Source organism: Methanoregula boonei 6A8 (genome assembly GCF_000017625.1).
GTDB lineage: Archaea > Halobacteriota > Methanomicrobia > Methanomicrobiales > Methanospirillaceae > Methanoregula > Methanoregula boonei.
In genome coordinates this window covers 2,211,308-2,234,077 of the sequence record NC_009712.1, presented here as the reverse complement: position 1 = coordinate 2,234,077, position 22,770 = coordinate 2,211,308, and the positions used below count along the sequence as shown (strand labels likewise).

The 22,770-nt window shown below is 54.5% G+C and carries 24 protein-coding genes; 10 read left to right on the top strand and 14 right to left on the bottom strand.

What is annotated here, in order from left to right:
• Positions 1 to 67: 67 nt before the first annotated feature.
• From MBOO_RS11265 to msrA, 3 genes are all read right to left on the bottom strand, one after another.
• Positions 68 to 337 (bottom strand): hypothetical protein, encoded by a 270-nt coding sequence (locus MBOO_RS11265; RefSeq protein WP_012107734.1) that lies wholly within the window; start codon positions 335 to 337, stop codon positions 68 to 70.
• Between the two features lie 76 nt (positions 338 to 413).
• Positions 414 to 1,718, bottom strand: a complete 1,305-nt coding sequence (locus MBOO_RS11260; RefSeq protein WP_157677698.1) for a LamG domain-containing protein — start codon at positions 1,716 to 1,718, stop codon at positions 414 to 416.
• A gap of 35 nt (positions 1,719 to 1,753) precedes the next feature.
• On the bottom strand, positions 1,754 to 2,245 hold the full coding sequence (gene msrA, locus MBOO_RS11255) for a peptide-methionine (S)-S-oxide reductase MsrA (RefSeq protein ID WP_012107732.1): 492 nt from the start codon (positions 2,243 to 2,245) through the stop codon (positions 1,754 to 1,756).
• Between the two features lie 233 nt (positions 2,246 to 2,478).
• Here msrA and MBOO_RS11250 point away from each other — a divergent pair, with 233 nt between their 5' ends.
• The 3 genes from MBOO_RS11250 (at position 2,479) to MBOO_RS11240 (ending at position 5,110) form a co-directional block, all read left to right on the top strand.
• Positions 2,479 to 3,612, top strand: a complete 1,134-nt coding sequence (locus tag MBOO_RS11250; protein WP_012107731.1) for a glycosyltransferase family protein — start codon at positions 2,479 to 2,481, stop codon at positions 3,610 to 3,612.
• Positions 3,613 to 3,624: 12 nt separating this feature from the next.
• A complete protein-coding gene (locus MBOO_RS11245; RefSeq protein WP_012107730.1) occupies positions 3,625 to 3,894 on the top strand; it encodes a hypothetical protein in 270 nt (89 codons plus the stop codon).
• Between the two features lie 73 nt (positions 3,895 to 3,967).
• Entirely contained in the window at positions 3,968 to 5,110 is a 1,143-nt protein-coding gene (locus MBOO_RS11240) for an Nre family DNA repair protein (RefSeq protein ID WP_012107729.1), read from the top strand.
• 4 nt (positions 5,111 to 5,114) lie between these two features.
• Here MBOO_RS11240 and MBOO_RS11235 read toward each other — a convergent pair whose 3' ends face one another.
• Positions 5,115 to 6,767: an ATP-dependent DNA ligase gene (locus MBOO_RS11235; protein WP_012107728.1), complete on the bottom strand. Its 1,653-nt coding sequence runs from the start codon at positions 6,765 to 6,767 to the stop codon at positions 5,115 to 5,117.
• A gap of 168 nt (positions 6,768 to 6,935) precedes the next feature.
• Here MBOO_RS11235 and MBOO_RS11230 point away from each other — a divergent pair, with 168 nt between their 5' ends.
• A complete protein-coding gene (locus MBOO_RS11230) occupies positions 6,936 to 8,129 on the top strand; it encodes a hypothetical protein (protein WP_012107727.1) in 1,194 nt (397 codons plus the stop codon).
• A 70-nt stretch (positions 8,130 to 8,199) separates the two neighbouring features.
• Positions 8,200 to 9,258: a response regulator gene (locus MBOO_RS13230; protein ID WP_157677696.1), complete on the top strand. Its 1,059-nt coding sequence runs from the start codon at positions 8,200 to 8,202 to the stop codon at positions 9,256 to 9,258.
• On the opposite strand, the gene MBOO_RS11220 is transcribed toward MBOO_RS13230, so the two are convergent.
• From MBOO_RS11220 to MBOO_RS11210, 3 genes are all read right to left on the bottom strand, one after another.
• Positions 9,259 to 10,047: an MBL fold metallo-hydrolase gene (locus MBOO_RS11220; RefSeq protein WP_012107725.1), complete on the bottom strand. Its 789-nt coding sequence runs from the start codon at positions 10,045 to 10,047 to the stop codon at positions 9,259 to 9,261. It abuts the gene before it with no gap.
• A gap of 79 nt (positions 10,048 to 10,126) precedes the next feature.
• Positions 10,127 to 10,312 (bottom strand): hypothetical protein, encoded by a 186-nt coding sequence (locus tag MBOO_RS11215; RefSeq protein WP_012107724.1) that lies wholly within the window; start codon positions 10,310 to 10,312, stop codon positions 10,127 to 10,129.
• Between the two features lie 16 nt (positions 10,313 to 10,328).
• The gene (locus MBOO_RS11210; protein WP_012107723.1) at positions 10,329 to 10,517 is read right to left on the bottom strand and encodes a hypothetical protein; all 189 of its coding nucleotides are present in this window, start codon (positions 10,515 to 10,517) and stop codon (positions 10,329 to 10,331) included.
• Positions 10,518 to 10,703: 186 nt separating this feature from the next.
• Between MBOO_RS11210 and MBOO_RS11205 the strand changes: the two genes are divergently transcribed.
• Together MBOO_RS11205 and hisD are read left to right on the top strand one after the other, a co-directional pair.
• Positions 10,704 to 11,843 (top strand): putative sulfate/molybdate transporter, encoded by a 1,140-nt coding sequence (locus tag MBOO_RS11205; RefSeq protein ID WP_012107722.1) that lies wholly within the window; start codon positions 10,704 to 10,706, stop codon positions 11,841 to 11,843.
• Between the two features lie 503 nt (positions 11,844 to 12,346).
• A complete protein-coding gene (gene hisD, locus MBOO_RS11200) occupies positions 12,347 to 13,627 on the top strand; it encodes a histidinol dehydrogenase (protein ID WP_012107721.1) in 1,281 nt (426 codons plus the stop codon).
• Positions 13,628 to 13,674: 47 nt separating this feature from the next.
• On the opposite strand, the gene MBOO_RS11195 is transcribed toward hisD, so the two are convergent.
• From MBOO_RS11195 to MBOO_RS11170, 6 genes are all read right to left on the bottom strand, one after another.
• The gene (locus MBOO_RS11195; RefSeq protein ID WP_012107720.1) at positions 13,675 to 14,205 is read right to left on the bottom strand and encodes a hypothetical protein; all 531 of its coding nucleotides are present in this window, start codon (positions 14,203 to 14,205) and stop codon (positions 13,675 to 13,677) included.
• A 58-nt stretch (positions 14,206 to 14,263) separates the two neighbouring features.
• On the bottom strand, positions 14,264 to 15,571 hold the full coding sequence (gene brxD / locus MBOO_RS11190) for a BREX system ATP-binding protein BrxD (RefSeq protein WP_012107719.1): 1,308 nt from the start codon (positions 15,569 to 15,571) through the stop codon (positions 14,264 to 14,266).
• A complete protein-coding gene (locus tag MBOO_RS11185; RefSeq protein WP_012107718.1) occupies positions 15,552 to 17,366 on the bottom strand; it encodes a tetratricopeptide repeat protein in 1,815 nt (604 codons plus the stop codon). Before MBOO_RS11185 ends, brxD begins: the two co-directional genes overlap by 20 nt.
• Positions 17,363 to 18,073, bottom strand: a complete 711-nt coding sequence (locus tag MBOO_RS11180) for a dolichyl-phosphate beta-glucosyltransferase (RefSeq protein WP_012107717.1) — start codon at positions 18,071 to 18,073, stop codon at positions 17,363 to 17,365. The genes MBOO_RS11185 and MBOO_RS11180 overlap by 4 nt, the downstream gene beginning before the upstream one ends.
• 97 nt (positions 18,074 to 18,170) lie before the next feature.
• Positions 18,171 to 18,401 (bottom strand): hypothetical protein, encoded by a 231-nt coding sequence (locus tag MBOO_RS11175; protein WP_012107716.1) that lies wholly within the window; start codon positions 18,399 to 18,401, stop codon positions 18,171 to 18,173.
• Between the two features lie 82 nt (positions 18,402 to 18,483).
• Positions 18,484 to 18,756, bottom strand: a complete 273-nt coding sequence (locus tag MBOO_RS11170; protein WP_232385609.1) for a hypothetical protein — start codon at positions 18,754 to 18,756, stop codon at positions 18,484 to 18,486.
• Between the two features lie 107 nt (positions 18,757 to 18,863).
• Between MBOO_RS11170 and MBOO_RS11165 the strand changes: the two genes are divergently transcribed.
• Positions 18,864 to 19,280, top strand: coding sequence for a PaaI family thioesterase (locus tag MBOO_RS11165; RefSeq protein WP_012107714.1), 417 nt, complete (start codon positions 18,864 to 18,866; stop codon positions 19,278 to 19,280).
• A 19-nt stretch (positions 19,281 to 19,299) separates the two neighbouring features.
• Here MBOO_RS11165 and MBOO_RS11160 read toward each other — a convergent pair whose 3' ends face one another.
• Positions 19,300 to 20,082 (bottom strand): tetratricopeptide repeat protein, encoded by a 783-nt coding sequence (locus tag MBOO_RS11160; protein ID WP_157677694.1) that lies wholly within the window; start codon positions 20,080 to 20,082, stop codon positions 19,300 to 19,302.
• Positions 20,083 to 20,224: 142 nt separating this feature from the next.
• Between MBOO_RS11160 and MBOO_RS11155 the strand changes: the two genes are divergently transcribed.
• Together MBOO_RS11155 and guaA are read left to right on the top strand one after the other, a co-directional pair.
• Positions 20,225 to 21,805: a CTP synthase gene (locus MBOO_RS11155; protein ID WP_012107712.1), complete on the top strand. Its 1,581-nt coding sequence runs from the start codon at positions 20,225 to 20,227 to the stop codon at positions 21,803 to 21,805.
• Positions 21,806 to 21,818: 13 nt separating this feature from the next.
• A complete protein-coding gene (gene guaA / locus MBOO_RS11150) occupies positions 21,819 to 22,736 on the top strand; it encodes a glutamine-hydrolyzing GMP synthase (protein WP_012107711.1) in 918 nt (305 codons plus the stop codon).
• Positions 22,737 to 22,770: the final 34 nt, after the last annotated feature.

The window sequence follows — 22,770 nt, the reverse complement described above, 5'->3', positions numbered from 1 at the left end:
TGGCATCCCGGATTATCAGGATATCTCTGGCACCTTCCTTACGTCATTGGTTTGCGGCAGCCATGTACTACTTGCTCTTTTTCCTGGTTTCTTCATAGATCTGCCAGATCGCATAAAGCATCGAAACACATGCTGCAAGAAGGATAACCCCATTCAGGCGGGGGAGCCCGGAGGGATACCAGAGGCGAATACCGTTAAAAAATGCAAAGAGGGCAAACGTGATCGCGATAAGCCAGCCGTACGCCCTTCTGTTCCGTGTTGCGATCAGGACTGCGAGAACGAAAATTGCACATTCAATAAGGATGCTAAAAAGGGTAAGCCCTTCGAAGAGGTCCATACTTGAGGATGGGTGTTGTGGGGAATATCTGGTTTATGGTCGGGGGTCTTCCCCCCACAAAAATCAGAAAAAATAATTATGCTGTATAACTCGCGTAATTGTTTTGGATCTGTGTTTGGGACAGTGCCTGTCCGTAAATCGCAGTTGAACCGATAGACCCGGTATAATAGAAATCATTGCCTGCGGTTGCTGCATTCTGTTCGCCTACATTTACCGGATAATTATTGTTGTTCGCAAGTTGTACCCCTCCGGTTGGGGGATTCGGGAGTGAGGAGAGACTAGTGACGGGAGTCGCTCCTGATACCGTATAAGGTACATTTCCCTCATCGTAGACAAGCGGCTGTGCTACTCCATTATTATATATCGTCACTTGTCCGTTCTGGACCGTGACCGCAACGTAGTTCCACGCATTTGCCTGGACCGAGGTTGTTGTGGTGATGGCCTGATAATGGATTCCCGTGTTTGCGTCATTCCATTCAAAGAGCAACTGGTTCCCTAACTGGAAGAGCTGGTAGTTGTCGTTTTCATTGGTGGAACTGCTTCCGGCAGTGTTTGTTAGCCCTTTTCCGATCAACTGCTGCCAGGCACCGCTGTTGCTTGCAGAACCGGCGGTGGTGGGATTAAACCACATGGAAATTGTCATAGATCCGTTGAACCCAAGTCCTGCAGAATTGGGGATTTGAATGGACGAATCTCCGTTGAAATAGGTGGCTGTCATATTGCCCGGTGCAATTGTCGAGGTGGTCACCTGCCCATTGATCGTCTCCGTGACCGGGTTGCAATTCACATCGTAGAACTGGCCGGTACCGCTACCCAAAAAGCCACCGGCTACCGGTAATGCAGTTGCGCCGTTCTTTACCTGCTGGGAATAGGATCCTGCAATCACATTCACGGTATTGTCGATCATCTGGATATTCCAGGTACCCTGCGTCATAGGCCGAATTGTTCCCGTCGGGGAATTGGAGGAGATCACATAGTTACATTGCGTTGCTGCGGCCGAACTGTTTGGATAAATGAACAGTGTCTTTCCATACAGGCTGCCGCTTAGGGAACTTGCATCCGGAGATAACACCAGCCCCGTTGGACTGATTGCCTTAAGGGTAACCTGAGTTCCGGTTGTCCCGGATTTCTGTCCGGTAAGGTAGAAGGGATCGCCTGCTTTTGGCAGGAAAGTAAGCACATCTGCGGAACTACCTCCCGATTGCGGGATGGTATCTATCCCGGCACTGCCTGCAACATAAACGCTTTTTTTGGTGAAGAGGGGATTCAATGCGCCGCTAAACGCTGCATAAGCGATGGCGGCAATCACAAGAACGAGGATGATAATCAGGATCTCTGCGGCAATCTCAGAGATACCCTGGGTTGTCTTCGGATCTCTCATGGTCATCTCAGGGAATAGGTATTGCATCTCATGCATTATTTCTCTATTCCTACAAGCCTGCAGCCGGCCCTCCCGTGTTTCTCATGGTACTGCTGGTGGTACTCTTCGGCCCGCCAGAATACTGTGGCAGGTATAATCTCGGTTACTACCGGTCTTTTAAATCGGCCCGATCGTTCGAGTTCTTCCTTTGACTGTATGGCCGATTCTTTCTGCTCCCTGTCGTGATAGAATATCACCGAGCGGTAATTTGTCCCGACGTCAGGGCCCTGCCGGTTCTTTTGCGTGGGATCGTGGATCGACCAGAACGTATCGAGCAGATTCTGGTAGGTGACTACATCTGGATCGTACAGGATCCGGACCGCCTTGGCATGTCCGGTCCCGCCGGTGCAGACATCCACATATCGCGGATTGCTGGTGGGTCCCCCTGCATATCCGACTTCCGTTGCCACTACGCCGGGGATCTTACGGAATGCGTCTTCGACACCCCAGAAACAGCCGGCGGCAAATGATGAGGTCCTAAAGTTCATGTGTTTTCAATCATCCAGCGTTATCCTGTCCCTTGTACCTGTTAAGATTTTCGGCTAATCCGCCTCTCTCTTCCACGGGGGCAACCCTCTTAATCGATAACAACGCACCATATTCTGTGAACGGGATGTGACGCCAGGGGTTGGCAGCTTCCGATATCGTCCTGTTGCAGGTCTTGCGTTTTGATTTATCTTACCGCAGCATCACGATGCATGTACACGAGGGATTGAAAAGGATGCGGATTTTGTTTGTTGTATGCGGGGAGGGTCTGGGCCACACATCCCGGTGTATCCATCTCGGCCATTACCTGGAGCAGCAGGGTCATTCGGTCAGTTTCCTGGCATACGGGAAATCCTACGACTTTTTCCGGGACCATGGATGTACCCGGGTTTACCGTGGGGAACGCGAGGTCTGCCTCGAAGGTGAGAATGGCTTTTTCTCCTTAAAAAAGACCCTTTGGTGCTCGCGCTGGATCGTCATAAACATGGTCCGGTCCGGGCTGCGCGTCAGACGTTTGATCCGGGAACAGCAGATCGACTGCGTTGTTTGTGACACGATGTACGCAGGTGTCCTTGCTGCACGGTTTTGCCGGGTACCGGTGATCTTTATTACCAACCAGAACCGGTTCAGCGGCCCGGGAGGGGCGAAGAACCCGGTCTGGAGCGTGCTCAACTTCCTGATCCGACGCTACCTTAAACTCGCCGATGCCGTTATCATTCCCGACTACCCTCCACCGGATTCCGTGAGCGAGTACAATCTCCTCATTCCGGAGAAAGAGAAACCGCACTATCATTTCACCGGCCCGTTTCTGGAGATCGATCTCAACCGGTACCAATTCTCGCAGGAGACGATCTTTACCAGTTTCGGGGGAGAGCCCTACAAACTCCCCCTGTACCGGTTGCTGCGGACGATCGCGGACAAACGAAAAGACCTGATGTTCGATGTTTTCTATACAGGTGCAACCCTCCCGGGATCCTCGGATAATTTCCTTTCCCATGGGTATGTGCCTAATATCTATGAACATCTCGCCGAGGCCCGGATTGCCATCGTGCATGGCGGATTGACCACCCTCCACGAAGCGTTGCTCTTCAATAAGCCCGTCCTCATCATCATGGACCCGGGCCATCCTGAACAGCAGAACAACGCACAAAAAATCGTTGACCTGGGAGCAGGGACGGTAGTGGATGGCAGGACAGTCACTCTTGAAATTCTCGAACAAAAGATTGCAGAGACTCTCTCCCTTCCCCTCCGGTCTGGCGGTCGCGATCTGGCTGCGGTAAATGGCAGAAAAAATGCCGCAGCAGTTATTGAGGCGTCTTTCGGTGCTGCTGCAAACAGGAACATTAAGGTTTCATCCTCCAAACCCTAAAATAGTGGAATCATGGGAGTTTCTGCAGAGATCACATCCATAAAACCGGGAGATGACCTGCATATCTGCCCGGCCTGCGGGTACGAGTACGGATTTCATACATCTTTTATCCGGCTGAATGCTCCAAAGGACGGGAAGACAAGCGCGGTGAAATCCACCCGGGACCTTTACCGCGTGATCCTGATCTGCCCGGAATGCGGGGCCCGGTTCGATGCAGGCTGGCGGGTCTCATTCTCCGATGAGGAGAGCCACGTTGTCCTTGCTGCTACGTTCCTGCACTGAAAATCTGATGGAGGGTATCGTGCAGGGAAAGGATAGTGGACGGGATTAGCGGGAGTATGCGGAGGGAAACCTGGTGCAGTGCATCTCATGCAAGGGAAAGGGATTGTGCGGCCTGCCTCGGTGCCCGATTACGAGCCGGTTTCTCGCCCAGACAGACGTGAAAATATCCGCAAGTTACCAGGGAAGCGCGCCCTCGGTCTTTGTCGGGAGCTTCGGGTACCCGGATATCCGGAGAGGCCCCCTCCTTATTGACGACAGCGATCATCCTCCGGACTGGTTAACCCGGGGTCTTGGGATTGAAGATATCGTGAGCCTCCGTGCCCGGACGATCTGCGGGCGATCTCCGGCCCGTCATGTTGAAGGAGGACTGCAGGAGATCGCCCGTTCGTCACTCCCGCTGGAAGTGGATGTTGCCTTCTCCCGCCCGGTCTCTTTTGCAATGACCTTTGACGGGACTGTGGCCCCGATGGGTTTTTCCGGGGAGATCCGGCGGCTGGATGTAGTTGGAAGTGCAAAGGTGGAACGGATTGTGGACCGGATCACCGGGGATACCGATCTCGGGGCTGGTGAAGCCTGCATGGCTCTCTCGCGGGGAGGAAGCGATGTGTACGGTATTACCAAGCTCATGACCGCAGGTCTTCCCGGGAAACGCCGATGCTTTGTCCCTACCCGCTGGGCAATAACGGCAGTTGATGATACGATTTCTACAGCGCTCAAAAAAGAGATAGCACGGTATCCTCCTCTTGATGAGTACCTGGTCTTTTCCGGAGAGGTATTTTCCAACCGGATAGTCTGTATCCTCGCCCCGGGAGACTGGCGGTACGAGATGATCGAGATCTGGGGAAAACAGACCCTCTGGGCCGGGGATGCAGAGGTGATCGTCCAGGATCGTGAAGGGATGACCAAACAGGGGTACTCCCCTATTTCAGGTGCCTATTACTCAGCTCGTCTGGCTGCGTGTGAGTACCTGGCCCGGGTACGGCATTCTGCCCGGGTCATTGTGCTGCGTCATATATCCAGCGACTACTGGGCGCCGCTGGGAACCTGGGTGATCCGGGAAGCGACAAGAAAAGCAATGGCGTCCCCTCCTGTCTCCTGTGAATCCTTGGAAGCAGCCGTTGCCACCGCATCTGCCCGGATCGGGTTTTCGCACTGGCAGCAGCACAGCACGCTCATCCCCGAGATGCGTACCCAGAGATCCCTTTTCTCGTTCTGACAGGCTATTTTGTGTATGCCTGTGCCGATTTTGCTTGCCGCTGGTACCGGCCCCTGATGCTCTCCAGGGTCTCGATCTCGGTGGTATCCTTGTCATCGCGGATCCGGATAAACCGGGGGAACCTGAGGGCAAATCCGGCATCATAGGTCGGGCTGACCTGGAGTTCGGCATATCCTACCTCAAAAACCAGCTCCGGTTCAAAGCGTACCTCTTTTCCAGTGCGCGAGATCACTGCATCCTTGAGGAGATCGTATACCTCGGTCAGCTGCTCGTCTGAAAACCCGGTGGCCACCCGGGAGAGCGGGATCAGCTTACCCTGGTCCTGGCAGGCAACAAGAAACGACCCAAAGACATGGGCCCGTTTCCCTTCGCCCCACTCGGCCCCGATAACGGCGAGGTCGAGTGTGTCCACTTCTGGCTTGATCTTGATCCAGTTCTTTCCCCGCTGGCCCGGGGTGTAGGGGGACGCCGGTACCTTAAGCATAATTCCCTCATGCCCCGCGGCGAGTGCGTCGTGGTATGTCTGCTCTATTGTCTGCGGATCTGTGCTTACCACTTGTGGTGCCACGAACTTCCCGACCACGGTTTCCAGTTTCTTACGCCGTTCAAAGAATGGCAGATCGATGAGGGTTTCGCCATCGAGGTAGAGGATATCGAAGACGTTTGGCACCATGCGTATTGCCTCTTGTGCCTCGGCGATATCATGCCGGCGCCGGAACCTGCGGAGTACCGACTGGAACGGCATGGGCCGGTCGTCCTTGATCGCGATCACCTCACCATCAAGGATCACATCATGGGAGGTTGCTTTGGAAAGAAGGTCAATCACATCGGGGAGCGCCTCGCTGACATCTTCGAGCCGGCGCGAGTACATCCTCGCTTTTGCCCCCTCCTTGTGGAACTGGAAACGGGACCCGTCGTACTTGTACTCTGCTGCAATCTCGCCGTGATCTTCGATCATGCCGGCAATCGTTCCCTGCTGGGCAAGCATCATCTTCACCGGATGGAAGGGCGTTATATGTACATCCGAAAGGGCAGTGGGCCCTTTCTTTGCAAGCCGTGCCACTTCCCCGAGATCGTTGATGGCCTGCATCGCATGCTCGACCAGTGCAGAGTCAACCATAAACGCTTTTGCGATTGCTTCACGGACGGTTCCCTCACCCACCCCTATCCGGAGCTCTTCAAGCATGATCCGGGCGAGGTACCGTCCTTCAAGTGGTGAGGCATCACCTAAGAGGAGCATGGCAATACGGATCTTCTCTTTCTGGGATGTAACTCCTCCACGGGAGGATATTCCCGTTAGTTTGTTGTAGACATAGACCAGTTCGAGATCCTGGTGTGACCAGGAAACCTGGGTTTTTTTTGCCAGGATATCCTCAACGGCTCTTCCAACGTCCCCCTGCTGATTAATCCGGGTGATGACTGTCTCCAGTTTTACCCCGGCGGCCTGGCGGACTGCCTCATAGAGGAGATTCGGCCCTATTCCCAGTTTTTGGGCACTCCAGTCGGGGAAGATCCTGCCCATGACAAACCGGACAAAGACCGGGAGCTCATCCGGTGCGAGATCCGGCAGCGCCCGGCTGATCACCTCGATCATATCCAGACGGCCGGAGAGATGTTCCAGTTCTTCGCAAACCTGAGCGAACTCAGAGAACAGCATGGGTTTTCTGTTGTGTGGGTTGGAGACGGAAGCATTAACATTTTGCTGTGTCGCAGGTGAATTTTCCGTGCCTTCCGAAACCAGGGGTTTTCGCCCGTTTGATAAAGGTAAAAGTATTTTTAATGCCCTGCCGATAGTTCATGCACTAGAAGATCGTGGAATTGTCCTATGGGTGACGAGTGGCAGCCCGAAGCCGTAGTGAGGCTCAGACTGGAACGTCTTAAAAAGGAGTTTTCTGATTATATTAGCGTCAACAGCGAGAAAATTGACGCGAATATCCCGGTTTTTTTTGGCCATGTTATAGCATCCCTCGATAAGACGCTTCCCGGCCTCAGCGACGAGTTCTTCGACCAGTTTATCGATGCGATGGCATTTGCGGTTCTGGAAACCTCAAAAAGATCCGAAGAGATCCCGTTCGTCGAGAAACTTTTCGATTACGCCATGCGTAACAAGAGAGGGAGCCGGAACCGCGCCGTTTACGATATCCTTCTTGGTATGAAGATGATCAATACCGGGAAGTACGCAGAGGGTGCCGAGCAGCTCAAGAAATACCGGTCCGCGGATATCATCATCTGCCCGGCGATTGCGTACTGCTATTTTGTCCTCTCCACCCAGCAGAACCCCATTGAGCGAAGCGGGGAGTACCAGCGGCTCAAGGACATGGCGCTTGCCGCCCGCGAGCAGATGATCGAGCTGATCCGGCTTAATCCTCCGATAAACCGGCTCAAGGATCTCGAAATCGCGGAAGATCCCCGGATCAACAAGATCTTCTGGTTCATGATCAAGCAGGCGATCGACTGGTTCCCCAGCGAGCGCGAGTTCCTCCGCATCGGGATCGAAAAGGCGTCTAAAGACGGGAGACGTGATCTCAAGGAGGAGCTTCTCAATATCGCGATCGAGCGGTTCTACAACGACATGTTCTTCCTGCGCGAGCTGTACAAACTCAAGCTCGAGAACCGCGACGCCGGGGGAGTTGCCGGTGTTGTCAAGCAGATGACCCAGCAGTATCCCGATGAGATTGAGCCAATTTACTATGGTCTCAAGCTTTCCATTATCACCAGTCGCATGGATACGTATTACCGGTTCCGGAAGCTGGCCACGGGTAAGAACACACCTCTTCAGGCTCTCCTCCTGCTGGATTACTCCTTTGAGGTGATGAGTGGCAAGCAGGCCGATGCAGCGGCGTGCATGGACGAGATCAGAAAGCGCTTCGGTCCCCAGCATTTTTTTGTTACACTTCTGGAGTACGTTGCGCATGATTTTCACTCAGAGGATCCAAAAAAGCTCAAGCGGTCGAAGAAAGCGATCTTCGATTCCATTGATCAGTACTGCATGAAACTGCTCAAGATTGAGGGTTTATGATGGCAGGATCTGCGATATCTGATAGGAAAGCAGGAAAATCTGCATGTCCGTTGCGGAACGGTGGTCTGTGATGGCAAAGGTAACAATGCTTATTGCTGTCGGGAATGCTGCAGAGGCAGAAGAACTTGAATCTTTGGCGAATAAAGAAGGGTTCGGGGTACTGGAGCGGGTGACGACCGGAGACAAGGCAGTTGCCCTGGCGGAATCCCGTCGCCCGGATGTTGTCCTTCTGGGCGCACCTTCCTTTGGAAATATGAGCCTGAATGAAATCCTTGAAAGGATCCAATCCGGTCTGGGCATACCGGTGATTCTGGTAGCGGATTCTGATGAGGATCTTCCCGATCTTGACAACCCTGCTGGTCATCCCTGCAGGTATCTGGTCCGGCCCTTCGGCCCCCGCACGTTCAGGAATGTGGTGGAAGCTGCCTATTCCCGCACCACCCGCACCGTTAGAAAAAAAGCATATCCTGCCTCTCTGGTGCGAAAAGCAGCTCACGACATAAATAACTCCCTATCCTCAGCACTTGCCAATATCCAGCTTGCACGCCGGTCCTGTACGCATGAGGAGGATGAATGCCGGCATCTGGATGATGCAGAAAAGAGTATCCTGCGGGCACGTGACCATTCCATCCAGCTGCTTGAGCCATCATTAAAGGAACTGGAGGAAACAGAAGGTGCGGTAAAGATAGCACCGGCACCCCCTGCACACCCGCGCCGGTCACATGAGAAGAAAAAAGGTGCCGCTGCCGGTTACCGGATCCTCCTGATGGACGATGAGGAAGCAATTCTCTCGGCAACAAGCGATATGCTCTCATTCCTGGGACACACGGTCACCGTCGCAAAGAGCGGGGAGGATTCCATCGAAATGTACAGGCAGGCATATGCCGGAGACTCACGATTCGATGTCGTAATCCTTGACATTACGGTGCCATGCGGGATCGGTGCCGAAGAAACACTTCCCCGTCTCCGGGAGATCGATCCGAATGTACGGGCAATCATCTCCAGCGGGTACGCTACCCATCCTCTTCTGGTCAACTATGCCGCCAGCGGATTTGTTGCCGCCCTTATCAAGCCGTACGGGTTCAAGGAACTTGAGGAATCCCTGGCACAGATCTCCCTCCGGAAATAATTACAACAGGATTTCCTGCGGGGAATCCGGGCTTGAACCCTCTTGGGATGCGACAATCAGGGTTTTTTCCTCAAAAAAAAGTCCCATCCCGTCGCGTGCGCTTGCACGGGCGCGTTCCGGGGTGTTATTGATCTCGCTTAAGTGCGAGAGCACGACCTGAGTTACATCCTTGCCAAGTGTCTGAAGCACACGTGCCGCGGCCGGGTTTGAAAGATGCCCCCGGTTTGAACGGATTCGTCTTTTGAGGGACTCGGGGTACGGCCCGTTTGCAAGCATCTCCGGGCAGTGGTTGCTTTCCAACACCACTCCGTCACAATGCCGGAGCAGATCGAGCATATGGGAGGTTACAATGCCGGTATCGGTGCAGTACCCGATTTTTGAGCCGTTCTCCTGCAGGACAAACCCGCAGGGTTCTGCAGCGTCGTGTGAGGTGGCAAAAGGCAGGACCCTGAACTCTCCTGCAGAAAAGGCAGTATCGTACTGGCAGGCCTGTATCTGCAATGGCCTATCGGACGTACGCCGGTGAGAGAGGAACTCTGCAAGGGTCCCCTGGGTTCCATAGACCGGGCAGGATAATTTACGGGCAAGCACATCCAGACCCCTGATATGGTCCCCGTGCTCATGGGTGACAAGGATCGCAGCAACGCGATCCGGATCGCAACCGGTCTTGGTCATGCGCACAAAGGTCTCCTTTGCACTCAGACCGGCATCGATGAGAAGGGAACCGTTACTGCCCGCCACATAGGTGCAGTTGCCTTTGCTCCCGCTTGCAAGTATTGTGCACCGCATCCTTACTATACTGGTTTTTGTTTGTATTAACCCGCTTTCCTTGTGCAGTACTCTAAAAAAATCAAAAAGGGATTTTTCGTTATTTTTTTGTTTTCAGTACTTCGTATTCTGCAAGAACCGGGGCAATGGTCTTAGTGGATACGGAACGCCGGACAAGGATCGCGAGCCGCCGGCAGTACCGGATGTGCGCTATCTGGAAACTGACGATCAGGCCAAAACAGAGGCAGGTAATCCCGATCAGTGAATAACTTACTATGTCAACCATATCTTTCCCCCCTTTTTTATGTCTCCCGGGCCAGTTCATCCACCAGCGGGACAACGGAATCTGAATCGGAGCACTCTTTTGCAAGCACCATAAACCGTTTCGTGTAGTGCCCTGTCAGAACCTGGTCCCCGATAACCCAACCAATAACAAAAGTGATGATCCCAAAACCGATGTAGATAAGCAGATCCGTCAGCATGTCCGCCATGGCAAATCACATTGACTGTTACGGCAGGATGGTGATAAATTTATTGAATCCTGATCTCGTGGCAATTTTCCGTGCGGGTGTTTATGCCCATTCAGGTATTCCCATAGAAAAGATCATTAGCGGCAAAAACGTTTGTACCGGTGTGAGGGGAGAGGTCATGGAACATCATCCGGGTGAGGGCTGCACATGACCGGGGAAGATATTGTTCCTTTGCGGTTTACCCTCTCGGAATTTGCCGGGTCGCTTGGGGATTTCGGTACGATTATCCCCCTCATCCTTGCCATTGCGCTGGTATCCGATGTAAACCCACGCTACATCCTCCTTTTTTTCGGGATCTGGTTTATCCTGACCGGGCTTTATTACCGGCTGCCCATTCCCCTTGAACCAATGAAGGCAATCGCCGTGATTGTCATAGCCGGTGGAATAGGAAGTACCGAGATCGCGGCTGCCGGCCTCATCCTCGGTGTTCTTTTTCTTCTGCTTGGCTACGGGCGTTCTTTTGAGGTAATTGGGAAATGGGTGCCGGAGAGCGTTGTGCGGGGGATCCAGCTCGGCCTGGCCCTGCTCCTGTTCAAGGCATCTTTGGATTTTGTAATCAAGGACTCTTTCTTTTTTGTCCTGGGAATAGCGGTGATCGTAATCTTCGTCCTGCTGGTGCGGTACCGGAACGTCCCTGATCTCTCCTCGATCTGTGTTATCGCGGTGGGGGTGATAGGTGGGATTCTCCTGCATGGAATTCCCCCCATCAGCCTGATCCCTCCTCCCCAGCTGGTGATCCCGCCCCTTTCGGATTTCCCGTCGGCACTTTCCACCCTCGTCCTCCCGCAGATAGTCCTTACCATCGCCAATGCGATCCTTGCCACCTCACTTCTGACAAAAGATCTCTTTGGAAAAGATGTGCCCCCCAAGAAATTTTCGACGTCCATCGGCCTTATGAATATCGTCTCTGTGCCGTTTGGGGGTTTTCCCATGTGCCATGGGGCCGGAGGGCTTGCCGGTCAGTACCGGTACGGGGCAAGAACCGGTGGGGCAAGCATCATTGCGGGGGTGATCTTCATCGTACTCGCGCTTTTCTTTACCTCGCCCCAGGTACTCTCCATTGTAGCCGTGGGTGTTCTCGGGGCGCTCCTGATATTTGTCGGAATTGAAATGTGCCGGTACAGCCTGAAAACCGATTCCCTTCTTGTCACCTGCCTGATCGGGGTTCTTGCCCTGCTGCTTTCCATGACCGTTGCGTTTATCATCGGACTGGTTATTGCCTATATCCTGATCCAGCTAAAGAGGCAGCGGGAGAAGAAGGAACCTGCAAAACCTATTCCGGAATAATCCGGAACAGGGGCTCCAGGCACATTTTTCCAAAAAAGAACGTGATATGGGCTGAAGATCTGGAATATGATCGTCCCGGCCACCAAAAAACCGGTCACCCCCCTACCCCCCGCGTACCCCTCCTAAAAAAATCGGTCGGATCGATCGATTTCAAAATAAGCCAGGGTGACCTCGTTTATCCAGTATTACCACGTGTGTTTCCACTGGAGGTTCAGGTGAAGTGGGGAGATCGGTCCGATCGTTTCTGAAATTAGCCGGACCGATCAATTCCGGAATTGGTCGGGGCGACCGATCGTGAAGCGGGATCGAAGGTAGTCCCCCACCCCCCGCTTGCCGCTCCGCAAAAAAAATGATCGGACCGATCGATCTCAAAATTTGTCGGACTGACCCTGTGCTCATGCAGGACGGGGACCCGGTTCCGGAAAAAGGCCGGCTTACCCCCCTGATGAGAAAAACCCTCAGTGTCGAAACCTTAACAACCTATCCCGCCGATTTTTCCTGCTATGTGGAGCGCGGTAGATGTCGAGACGTGGGTTTCGCGGCGTACATCCCGGCTGGACGAGGTTCACGGCCCGGTCCAGGAAATCATCGGGAAGGTAAAATCGGGTGGAGATGCCGCACTCATCGAGCTTTCCGAAAAATTTGACAAAGTTCACCTGGATTCGGTTGCGGTTGACGAGGATGCCCGGGAGGCGGCCTACGATCAGGTCGATGCCAAAGTTACCGAATGCCTTGTGGAGGCTGAAGCCAGGATCAGCAGGTTTCACGAACTCCAGCTCCCCCGGGGCCTCTGGCTTTCCGAGGTAGAGCCCGGGATCACGCTCGGCGTGAAGACCACTCCCCTTTCACGGGTCGGTGCGTATGTGCCCGGGGGGCGTGCCGCGTATCCCTCAACGGCCCTTATGTGCACGATCCCGGCGCGAATCGCCGGAGTCCCGGAGATCTGTTGCTGCTCACCACCCCCGATTCAGCCGCTCACCCTTGTCGCGCTCGATATTGCCGGGGTCGAAGAGATATACCAGTGCGGCGGGGCCCAGGCAATTGCGGCCATGGCTCTAGGAACCGAGAGTATCGAGCCGGTGGAAAAGATCGTGGGACCGGGGAATGTGTATGTCACCGCGGCAAAGATGCTGCTGCGGGAATATGCCGAGATCGATTTCCCGGCCGGGCCAAGCGAAATTGCGGTCATTGCTGATGAAAATGCCGTGCCTTCCTATGTTGCGGCAGATATCCTTGCACAGGCCGAACACGATCCGCATGCTGCATGTGTGCTCATCACTACCTCTGCCGCATTTGCCGACGAGGTTGGCGCCGAGATCAAAAAACAGGCCGAAAACGCCCCGCGCAAGGAAATAATGGCACAGGCGCTTAAGAACTCGGGATATATCCTGGCCGGGGATCTTGATGAGGCCGTTGCGATCTCAAACGCGGTTGCCCCGGAACACCTCTCGATTCAGGTTGCCGACCCGCTCCCGGTGCTTGGCGGGATCCGGAATGCGGGCTCCATCTTTGTCGGTCCCTATACGCCGGTTGCATGCGGTGACTATGCATCAGGGACCAACCACGTCCTCCCGACTGCTGGATATGCACGTCAGTACTCGGGTCTCAATGTACATCATTTCTGTAAAACATCATCAGTCCAGATGCTGTCCCGGGAGGGGCTTGAAAGCATTGGGGATATTATCGAAACCCTTGCAACCGCTGAGGGGCTTGCCGCTCACGCACAGTCTGTGGATGTGCGGCTCAGGAGTGCCAAACCCGACTGTAAGGCACCCCTTACCTGATACTCGAATTGCGCACCGGCCCTCCCGGAAAACCACCCCATTCCCTTTTATTTGTTTTTCACCCGGCGAATGATGCAGGAGCTGGCAGTGACTGTAATCCCCAGTGCCAGGATCGCCATTCCCGGTGACAGGGGAACCGGTGTAGGTGCGTTTTCCGGGGGAAGGATCGTAACCGTTGCCGTTGCATATCCCTCGCTGCCCAACCTCTCCCGGTCAAAGGGTGCAGTTTCAACATAGAGGGTATAGTCCCCCGGAGGAAGATTGCCAAGAATAACCGATGTATCCCAAGTGTACTGCCAGGATCCGTCATTCACATTGACCGGTGCCGTGGTAAAGAGTCCGTGGCCGGCCGGGATATTGAGGTTCTCCAGGGTCACTCCCCGGGGATCCAGGCCGGGCCCGGTCAGGAAAAGGTAGACCGCTATGGTATGGATGCCGGAGACGGATCCGTTCAGGTTGATGGTATCGCCCGGATGGACCCCGGCAGGAGTAGCATTGATGGTGATCGTTTGCGCCATTGCCGGGAGCGAGCCCAGAACGAGAATAAAGAAAAATACACAAAAGACCCTCCCCCACATAGGCACACCTCTGTACCCATCTCTCCTGAACGATAAAACAGTATCACAAGCCGTGAGGTTAAAATTCCACTACCATGACGGCTTCTTCTTCTGCCCTGAGTTCTCCCTTGAGATGCCCTGCATCAAACTCATAGGCGTCTGCCGGGTTGTAATCCTCGTACAGCTCGCACTTGTCCAGCACATCGATAAACTCCTTGAGGAAGATCCGTGGGATTACGTCAACCCGGCCCCCGAACCGACCGGTGAGTTTTTTGATCATTGCCCGGATAAACCGGTGGGAGACCCTTTCCCTGTCCACCTCACGATAGGCCTGCGCATACACCTCTGTTACCTTAAGGGCCACCAGCTCGAGCTTTCCGGTATCGAACTTCGGCAACTGGATCTGCGGCTGGCGGGGATTTTTGTAAGCATCGGTTTCGGCACCGGCCACACTGATCCGGTCATAGAGGGGGGGCACCGATCGTATGCCCCGTGAACTGTCAAAAAAAGCCGGGGTGCCGGTAAACAGGAAGTAGCAGTGCGGCATCCGCCCCCCATCCAGTGCGTCGATGATCCGGGCGAGTGTCTGGTAACTCCGGTCCCGCTGGCTCCGCTGGAGTCCCTGGATGGTTTCCATCTCATCGATCGCAATGGCGAGCCCAGCATATCCGGCAGCATGAATGATCTCGATAAGGCCTGCGAGGAAAGGAAATGCAGTACTGTCATCGACCTCTCCCTTGATCCCGGCCTGTTGCTTAAAGTCACGTCCCACGGTCGGTTCTGCGGCAATCCAGCCAATGGCTGCCTGTGCAAGGGAGAAGTCCCCGGTGTTGTTTGCACGGTAATAGGTGCGCAACGCCGCGGAGAGACCGGTACTTGTTTCGCTGATGCCGGCCAATGCCGTTTCAATCTCGTTCTCTGCTGCACGTTCAAGACTGGTGTCTCCATCAGTTCCCCGATTGGCTGCTATCAGGCGCTCCTCTATGGCATAGACCCAGTTGTCCACAATGGTTTTGAGCGCATGATCGCCTTCAGTCGTCCTGAGGCCTGCACAGATCTGCTGGTAGAGTGCCTTTGGTTTCCCGAGCGGGGCTGTTGGTGAGACAAAGATATGTGCGGTAGCAAAGCCCTTTCCCATGGCAATCTCGAGGGCTCTTGCAACAAAAAAAGTTTTGCCGCTTCCAAAATCTCCTCGTATGAACTTGAGATCGCCTCCTCCTTCTGCTACGTAGTCCAGCTGCCGGCTGACCGCCCCCTCCTCCAACTCAAGCCCTACCACTATCCGTGCAAGACCATCCGCAGGGACGGTACCTCTTCGCAGGGCATTGATGATGTTGAGGCTTTCGTGCCGGCGCAATTCCTTTTGGTCAGGGTCCGCAGTATTCATAGATCTCCCCCTCAGTACCCATTCCTTTTTTTTCTATCAGCATAAGCCCCTGTGCCTGCATTTTCCGGATCATAAGGTTGACCATTCCGGTGACTCTCCGGCTTCCCAGCAGCCGGCGCAGATCCGTCTCGCTTGCCCTTCGGTGAGTGGCAAGGAACATCAGGATCTTCTGCTCTGCCTCCGAAAGTGTAACGCGATCCACTATTTCCTGGAGCGTCTGCCCTGTGCGCTCTTTTGTTTGCGGAAAACTCACCGTCATGACCGGGGTATCGGTAAGTGCCTGCTCTTTGGCCCGGTTAATGAGGGTAAGAAAGTCCCCGGTCTGGCAGAAGCGGGGATAAGCCGGCAAAACATCAATACCGCAGAGACAGCTGCGCATGCACGCCGCCCCATCACCCTGCGAAAGTGCATATGCGGCCTGGTGCAGGTATGCCGCTGCGAGACACTCCCGGTCATCGGAGGTGAGAATCTGCCGCTGCTCTTCCAGTCTTTTGATCAGCTGCAGGGAGAGCCGCTTCATGTATTGCGGGGGCTGGTCAAGCTCTGTGACCACAGCGGCAACCCTGCTGAGATCAACGGGTTTTTTGACATTTGCGAGGATGTGAAGCAGTACTTTTTCGCATTCGCGCATATCCCCGCTGGTGGCAAGGAATATTGCATAGGAAAGGCCCCCGGTACGGAAATCCGCGCGGTACGCACGGTAGTACCAGGACCGGGCCTCTTCGGGCTTGCCCTCCTCCTGGTACATACGCGCAGTTTCCTCAAGGCAGGTAACATCGGTGTCCCCTGAGATCAGACAAAGGAACCGCTGCCTGGCCTCGTCCGGGGAAAACCGGGCAACCAGGTACTTACGATAGGACCGGAGAATTTGTCGGAGATCCTCAGGCTCAATCGGCATATTCAGGATATCCCTGATCAGTCCCTCATATTCCCCTAATGCATGCAGGTGATCGCCCAGCTCTGCAGAAATCTCGCAGGCAAGGAGCCTGTACTGCGGGCAATTGTCAAGATCAAGGAGTTTCTTTGATGTGGCAAGGGCCCGGAGGAGTTCTTTTCGTTCCCTGAGCAGGAGCGTATAATCCAGACAGATGCCGGGATCGGATGTTTCCCTTATTGCCGATGCGTAGGCCGTCATACCCTCGTCTGCACTGGCACGGGCATGAGCGGCAAGGTAGATCCGGAGCAGTGCCGGCTCAGGGTTTTCATTATGCAATTCCCATGCTTTGTCTGCGGCTTCCCGGTACCTGCCTGCAGCCTGGAGGGCTTCGGCATATTCCCGGCCCAAACCCGCTCCCGGGCTTTGTGATGTGCAGAGAAGACAGGCCTCCTCATAGCGTCCGGTACCTGTGAGCGTTGCCACAAGGAGCCGGAGATCATCGGGTCGCCCGCTCAGGATGTGAAGTTTTTTGAGTGTGGGCAATGCACCCCGGTGATCGTTTCGTGCGATCAATCCCGCTGCATAACTGCGCAATGCTTCGAGGTTTGCGGGATCCAGCCTGACCGCGGCTGCATATTCGGAAATTGCACCAGTATCCCCCTTTATTTCAAGCACCTTTGCAAGATAACTGTGAACATGCGATGACTCGGGCATCCTCCGGGCAAGGTCCCGGAAATGCACTTCCGCATCCTCGAATTTTCCCAAGGAAAAAAGGTTAATGGCAGCGAGGATCTCAAGAGACGGATCCCGGGTCGATTCCAGCAGCCGGTTGCAGAGCACCTGGGATTCAGCATATTTCCCGGCCTGATGCAGCGCAAATGCTTCCTTTATCCTGTCATCAGCGGGAGGGGGTATCATGGCCTGGCCGGGCGGAACCGGACCCGGAGGAGACCGGCAAGCATCCGCAGCATATCTCCTTTCCTGACCCGGGAATCCCCCTTGTTCTGCCATACGATTGGAACCTCCTCAATCCGGCAACCGGCCTGTTCCAGCCTCCAGATCAATTCTACATCGAACTCAAAACCCTGTGCGATAAGATGAGGTAATACAGCATCGACCGCGTTTTTTTTAAAGACTTTTGCCCCGCACTGGGTATCGTGGAAGGTAAGACCAAACAGGAGCCGTATAATTGTGTTGAATCCCCGGCTTTCCAGCCGGCGGACCCATCCCTGCCGTACTGAAGGAGCCGAACCGGGTACCCACCGCGAACCGATAACCACGTCATAAGATGCAAGATGGCCAAAAAGCCTGATCATCTCCTCAATGCTGGTGGAACCATCCGCATCAACATACCCTACAAGGGGAGCCCGTGCTGTTGCAAGCCCCGCGATCACCCCTCCGCCTTTCCCCAGGCGGTTTGAGAAACGCAGGCAGCGGATACCGAGTGCTGGCTGATCTCTGGCGATAGTCTCTATGATATCTGCAGTGTGGTCGCTTCCATCGCAGACAACGATGATCTCTCCATCGAAGCACCGGAGGTTCTCAAAGATGCAGGCAATCCGTTTTTCCTCGTTGTATGCCGGGATAACCAGACTGTATCTGAATTCGGTGGCGGGGGATGACATGGCAGGCCGTGGGTCCCTGCCTATCTGCAGATATTTGGTAGCGATATGCTCTGCAGCGGGGCAAGTCCTGTACCGTTGGGTGAGGAACCGAATAATATTACTGGTGTTTTCCCAGGTGCCGGGCAAGTGCAGTATCCTTGCGGTATTTCTCGGCTATGGCAAGGGCAGTGGCCCGGAGATCCCGGTGATCGGCCAGGCAACTTTCGGGAGGGGAGGATTTGCGCAGAATGGCTGAGGTATTCTCCGTTACCTGGATAAGTTCGGTTGCAATAACTGCATTAAGCCAGATCAGATCGGCAAGCATACTTTTGAGTTCTGCATCTTCCATACACGTTATTTCCGCGGTGCAGAATAATTAAAGATAAGCTCTAAGGGAACCGCTGTATCCGGAAAAAAGAATAATGACGGGATTATCCTTTCCATCGGAAGTACGGGATACCATTGATTACCCGGGATTCGATCTTTTTTTCTTCAAAGAGGAGCGGCGCAAGGAGTGTCAGGGCGGCGATGAAAAGGTCAAGATGCTTTGTACGGTTCATACCGGGCCCGATTAATGCCTCCTCGATCTCGTGAAGGGAGTATGCGGTATCCGGGTGTTTCCTTAGCAGGGCCTCAATTTCGTTTGTCCCGGACTCTCCTTTTTCAAATTCAGCAACAGACAGCGGCATATTACGTGTCACCATGCACCGGTTACCGTTTCCGGACACATATAGGTTGGCCGTGGAACCTTTTGTCCTAGAATGGTAACCTTAATCCCCGTTTCGCGCGAGAAAGTTCCTTTACGAATACCATGAGTTATCTGGAGAATCTACAAAAAAACGGGAAATATGCCAATCCCTTTTTCTGCCTGACCGGAATTGAAGTGGTCAGCATGGGGGAACGTCATGCCGTCTTGAAAATGGCGGTCCGGCCCGATATGCATAATGGCGTGGGCTGGCTCCAGGGAGGGATGCTTGTGGCACTTGCCGATGAGGCAATGGCACTTGCGCTCTATTCCCAGCTTGGACCCGGTGAGGGGATCGCAACGATCTCTGAATCCACGAGTTTTATCAAGGGGATCCGCGACGGTGTGATCATCGCCGAGGGCAGAGTGATCCGTAAGGGAAGGCGTGTGGCGTTCTGCGAAGGAGAGGTCCGGATGGATAACCCCGAAAAGACCGTGCTTTCCCGAACGACTGCTTCTTTTGCAGTGACTTCGTGCGTGTAAGACAAAGAAAAAAGTGAGTTTATTTTTTATTTTTCTTTGAGCCTGCTTTTTTGACCGGTACTTCGTTTGCCTTTTGCTGGACCGGGCGCTTTTTTAAGATATAATACGCAACCCCTGCCCCGGCGATAATCACTACGATAACCAGTGCGATCAGGGAGACCGGCAGCTCAGCGGAAGTAAATTTCTCTGCAGCGGCCAGCTTGGTTGCGGTCTCATTGCTGTCGGGATTGTTTGCAAGCGCTGCTTTATAGGAGGTAACGGCATCCTGGTAATTTCCGAGTTTAACAAGGGCATCGCCCTTATTGACCAAGGTCAGGGTGTTATTTGAATCATTTGCGAGCGCATTATTATAGGAGGTAACGGCGTCTTTGTAATCGCCGGTTTTGAACTGGGCGTATCCCTTGTTGTTCCAGAGATGCTCATCCGTGGGGTACAGGGCCAGCCCTGCGTTGAGGGTATCTATCGCACCGGTGTAATTTCCCAATTGGATCTGCGCGTAGGACTTTCCCTGATATGTATAGAGAAGGCCATCGGATTCCTGTATTTCCGTCGTGTTCGAGTTCAGCGCCATATCATAAAGTGCAATCGCCTCCAGATAGCTCTTGCTCGCTGTTGCATTGTCTCCGCTTGCAGCTGCGTTGTCCCCGCTAGTTGTTAACTGTACAGCACTATTGTAATAGTTCGTTGCGGCATCAGGGGCTTGAGGGTACGATGTAGTCACATTTGCACCCATTGCTGGAATAACGGCTATGGCACATATCAGGAGAAGTGCCAGAATACCAAGAATCTGCCCTCGTTTCATGCCCGGTATATGGATCTTGGGCATTCATCAATCTTGCTTTGGCAGGGCAGTCTCCGGGATGCCGGGACGGCTTTCTATCACGACGTTAAGATAATAATAATAGGGAATGCGACGCAAATGGTAAAGCAATCGGGGAGATCACGTGAAGTATATTTTTGTCACCGGCGGAGTCATGAGCGGCCTGGGGAAAGGGATCACGGCCGCTTCTGTGGGGCGGATCCTGAAAAACCGGGGGTACCGGGTCACGGCGGTCAAGATCGATCCGTACCTTAATATCGATGCCGGCACGATGAACCCGGCCCAGCATGGGGAAGTCTTTGTCCTGAAGGACGGGGGGGAGGTCGACCTTGACCTGGGTAACTATGAACGGTTCCTAGACATCGAGCTCACCTCCTCGCACAATATCACGACGGGGAAGGTCTACCGCACGGTGATCGAAAAAGAGCGCCGTGGCGATTTCCTGGGTGAGACCGTCCAGATCATCCCCCACATCACCGACCAGATCAAGACCTGTATCCGTCAGGCCGCAGAAGAGACATTTCCCGACGGCACGAAAGCCGATGTCTGCCTTGTCGAGGTTGGCGGGACGGTCGGAGATATCGAGAGCATGCCGTTTCTCGAGGCCGTTCGGCAGATGCGGGGAGAACTCGATGAGCATGACTACGTCCTTGTTCACGTGACCCTTGTTCCCGAGGATGCGATGGGGGACTTAAAAACCAAGCCCACCCAGCACTCGGTAAAGGCGCTCCGGGAGCTCGGCCTTCACGCCGATATTATCGTTTGCCGGAGCGAGCGGGTGGTAGGGGCAAACACCAAGCGCAAGATCTCGGCGTTCTGCGACCTCCCCCTCAGCGCTGTCATTTCGGCTGCAACCGCCCGGGATACCTACGAGGTTCCCATGGAGATGGAAAAGGAGGGGATCGCCGATGTCCTCTCGACCCATCTCGGCCTTGAGAAGAAAGAGACCGACCCCTCGTGGTACCGGCTCGTCACCAAAGAATACACCAACCGCGTCACCGTTGCCATCGTGAGCAAATACGGGATCGAGGATGTGTACATCAGCATCAAGGAAGCGCTTAAGCACGCGGGCCGCGCCCTTTCGACCGAGGTGAAGATCGTCTGGCTCGATGCCGAGCGGTACGAACCCTGCTCGCTCAAGGATTATGATGGCATCCTTATCCCGGGAGGTTTCGGGAAGCGGGGGATCGAGGGCAAGATCGGGGCAATCCGGTTTGCACGTGAGAACAAGGTCCCTTTCCTTGGTCTCTGCCTCGGGTTCCAGCTTGCGACAATCGAGTTTGCCCGGCACAAGTGCGGGATTGCCGATGCAACAAGCGAGGAGTTTGGCGAAGGCTCGCACGTGATCGCGCTCCTTCCCGAACAGGAGAGCGTGACTGAACTGGGCGGCACTATGCGGCTTGGTGACTATACCTCAGATATCAGGGACAAAACGCTTGCGATGAAACTCTACGGGAAATCCCAGATCATCGAGCGCCACCGGCACCGGTACGAGGTAAACCCTCACTATATCGAAAAACTCGAAAAAGAGGGACTGGTCTTCTCTGCAACGAACAAAAACCGGATGGAGTGCCTGGAACTCCCCGGCCACCCGTTCTTCTTTGCAACCCAGTTCCACCCCGAGTTCAAGTCCCGGCCGACCCGCCCGTCGCCGCCGTACCTCGGCTTTGTCGAAGCGTGCCGGGCAAACAAGCGGACCACATAATCAGGGGAGCACCATGGTAAAAACAGAGAAGTTCATCCAAAAATCTGTCGAGGAGATCCAAAAAGAGGCAGGTAATGAGAAGGTCGTGATGGCCCTCTCGGGAGGCGTGGACAGCTCGGTCTGCGCAAGCCTTGCCGCCCGTGCCATCGGGGATCGCCTTATCCCGATTTATATCGATACCGGCCTGATGAGAAAAGGCGAAACGGAACGGATAAAGGCGGTCTTTGGCAACATCCGGCTCCAGGTGGTCGATGCCGGTGACGAGTTTGTTGCAGCGCTTGCCGGGATCACCGATCCCGAGAAGAAGCGCAAAGCGATCGGGGAGCGATTTATCCGGGTCTTTGAGCGCGAGGCAAAAAAGTCGGGGGCGACCTGCCTTTTACAGGGCACCATCTACCCGGATCGGATCGAGAGCGAGGGGGGCATAAAAAGCCACCACAATGTCGGAGGGATGCCTGAGCATACGGCATTTAAAAAAGTGATCGAGCCGATCAGGGATCTGTACAAGGACGAAGTACGGGAGGTTGCGGGGGCGCTCGGCCTGCCGCCCGAGATCCAGCACCGGATGCCTTTCCCCGGCCCGGGACTTGCAGTCCGTATCCTTGGGGAAGTCACCAAAGAGAAGGTTGCGGTGATAAGGGAGGCCAACTGGATCGCCGAGTCGGAGATTGTGGAGAAGTACCGCCCCTGGCAGTGCTTTGCAGCGCTTATCGGCCTTGGGACCGGGGTCAAAGGGGACAATCGGATCCATGGCTGGATCGTTGCGGTCCGGGCCGTGAACTCCCGGGATGGGATGACCGCCGACCCTCTTGAGATCCCGTTTGCGGATCTTGTGAGAATCGGGTCGAGAATTACCGCTGAGATCCCAAGCGTTGCCCGGGTGGTGTACGACATCACCCCCAAACCCCCGGCAACCATTGAGTACGAATAATCCGGCCGGCAACCTCCAGAGAACCAGAAACAAA